We start from the raw sequence: 2,995 nt of genomic DNA, 5'->3' as shown, positions 1-2,995 counted from the left end.
TTCCCTCAAAACTAGATAATGCAGAAGAAGAATTACAAAGCAATCAAATGTGGTTAAGTCCTCGATCTATTAGTATCTGTCAGCTCCACGTGTCACCACGCTTCCACCTCAGACCTATCAACCTGATCATCTTTCAGGGATCTTACTAGCTTGACGCTATGGGAAATCTCATCTCGAGGGGGGCTTCATGCTTAGATGCTTTCAGCACTTATCCCTTCCGCACATAGCTACCCAGCGATGCCTTTGGCAAGACAACTGGTACACCAGCGGTGCGTCCATCCCGGTCCTCTCGTACTAAGGACAGCTCCTCTCAAATTTCCTGCGCCCACGACGGATAGGGACCGAACTGTCTCACGACGTTCTGAACCCAGCTCGCGTACCGCTTTAATGGGCGAACAGCCCAACCCTTGGGACCGACTACAGCCCCAGGATGCGATGAGCCGACATCGAGGTGCCAAACCTCCCCGTCGATGTGGACTCTTGGGGGAGATAAGCCTGTTATCCCCGGGGTAGCTTTTATCCGTTGAGCGATGGCCCTTCCATGCGGAACCACCGGATCACTAAGCCCGACTTTCGTCCCTGCTCGACTTGTAGGTCTCGCAGTCAAGCTCCCTTGTGCCTTTACACTCTGCGAATGATTTCCAACCATTCTGAGGGAACCTTTGGGCGCCTCCGTTACTTTTTAGGAGGCGACCGCCCCAGTCAAACTGCCCGCCTGACACTGTCTCCCGCCCCGATCAGGGGCGCGGGTTAGAATTTCAATACAGCCAGGGTAGTATCCCACCAATGCCTCCACCGAAGCTGGCGCTCCGGCTTCAAAGGCTCCTACCTATCCTGTACAAGCTGTACCAAAATTCAATATCAGGCTGCAGTAAAGCTCCACGGGGTCTTTCCGTCCTGTCGCGGGTAACCTGCATCTTCACAGGTACTATAATTTCACCGAGTCTCTCGTTGAGACAGTGCCCAGATCGTTACGCCTTTCGTGCGGGTCGGAACTTACCCGACAAGGAATTTCGCTACCTTAGGACCGTTATAGTTACGGCCGCCGTTTACTGGGGCTTCGATTCAGAGCTTCGCTTGCGCTAACCCCTCCTCTTAACCTTCCAGCACCGGGCAGGCGTCAGCCCCTATACTTCGCCTTGCGGCTTCGCAGAGACCTGTGTTTTTGCTAAACAGTCGCCTGGGCCTATTCACTGCGGCTTTTCCGGGCTATTCACCCTAAAAAGCACCCCTTCTCCCGAAGTTACGGGGTCATTTTGCCGAGTTCCTTAACGAGAGTTCTCTCGCTCACCTTAGGATTCTCTCCTCGCCTACCTGTGTCGGTTTGCGGTACGGGCACCTTTTCCCTCGCTAGAGGCTTTTCTTGGCAGTGTGGAATCAGGAACTTCGGTACTAAATTTCCCTCGCCGTCACAGCTCAGCCTGATGCAAACGGGATTTGCCTCGTTTGCAGCCTAACTGCTTGGACGCGCATATCCAACAGCGCGCTTACCCTATCCTCCTGCGTCCCCCCATTGCTCAAACGGTAAAGAGGTGGTACAGGAATATCAACCTGTTGTCCATCGCCTACGCCTTTCGGCCTCGGCTTAGGTCCCGACTAACCCTGAGCGGACGAGCCTTCCTCAGGAAACCTTAGGCATTCGGTGGATGGGATTCTCACCCATCTTTCGCTACTCATACCGGCATTCTCACTTCTAAGCGCTCCACCAGTCCTTGCGGTCTGACTTCGATGCACTTAGAACGCTCTCCTACCGCGGACACCTGATGGTGTCCACCCACAGCTTCGGTGATACGTTTAGCCCCGGTACATTTTCGGCGCGGAGTCACTCGACCAGTGAGCTATTACGCACTCTTTAAATGGTGGCTGCTTCTAAGCCAACATCCTGGTTGTCTAAGCAACTCCACATCCTTTTCCACTTAACGTATACTTTGGGACCTTAGCTGGTGGTCTGGGCTGTTTCCCTTTTGACTACGGATCTTATCACTCGCAGTCTGACTCCCATGGATAAGTCTTTGGCATTCGGAGTTTGTCTGAATTCGGTAACCCGATGGGGGCCCCTAGTCCAAACAGTGCTCTACCTCCAAGACTCTTACAACATGAGGCTAGCCCTAAAGCTATTTCGGAGAGAACCAGCTATCTCCAAGTTCGATTGGAATTTCTCCGCTACCCACACCTCATCCCCGCACTTTTCAACGTGCGTGGGTTCGGGCCTCCATCCAGTGTTACCTGGACTTCACCCTGGACATGGGTAGATCACCTGGTTTCGGGTCTACGACCACATACTCATTCGCCCTATTCAGACTCGCTTTCGCTGCGGCTCCGTCTGTTCAACTTAACCTCGCATGTAATCGTAACTCGCCGGTTCATTCTACAAAAGGCACGCCATTACCCTGACCCGAAGGTCATAGGGCTTTGACTACTTGTAGGCACACGGTTTCAGGATCTGTTTCACTCCCCTTCCGGGGTGCTTTTCACCTTTCCCTCACGGTACTGGTTCACTATCGGTCACTAGGGAGTATTTAGCCTTGGGAGATGGTCCTCCCTGCTTCCGACGGGATTTCACGTGTCCCGCCGTACTCAGGATCCACTCTGGAGGGAACGAAGTTTCAACTACGGGGCTGTTACCCTCTATGGCCGGCCTTTCCATGCCTGTTCATTTACTCCGTTCCTTTGTAACTCCGTGTAGAGTGTCCTACAACCCCAGGAGGCAAGCCTCCTGGTTTGGGCTAATCCCGTTTCGCTCGCCGCTACTCAGGGAATCGCGTTTGCTTTCTCTTCCTCCGGGTACTTAGATGTTTCAGTTCCCCGGGTCTGCCTCCAATGCCCTATGTATTCAGGCAAGGGTTCCATCCCATTACGGATGGAGGGTTTCCCCATTCGGAAATCTCCGGATCAAAGCTTACTTACAGCTCCCCGAAGCATATCGGTGTTAGTACCGTCCTTCATCGGCTCCTAGTGCCAAGGCATCCACCGTGCGCCCTTTCTAACTTAACCT

Annotated in this window: 1 rRNA gene; it reads right to left on the bottom strand. The window is 53.3% G+C overall.

Annotation, left to right across the window (positions count from 1 at the left end):
- Positions 1–49: 49 nt before the first annotated feature.
- A 23S ribosomal RNA gene (locus RBB45_RS26215) occupies positions 50–2,994 on the bottom strand.
- Between the last annotated feature and the right edge of the window lies 1 nt (position 2,995).

Source organism: Bacillus sp. MMSF_3328, from assembly GCF_030733525.1.
Classification (GTDB): Bacteria; Bacillota; Bacilli; order Bacillales; family Cytobacillaceae; genus Bacillus_AB; species Bacillus_AB infantis.
The sequence above is the reverse complement of the archived record's forward strand: the minus strand, read 5'-3'. Positions and strand labels throughout refer to the sequence as shown.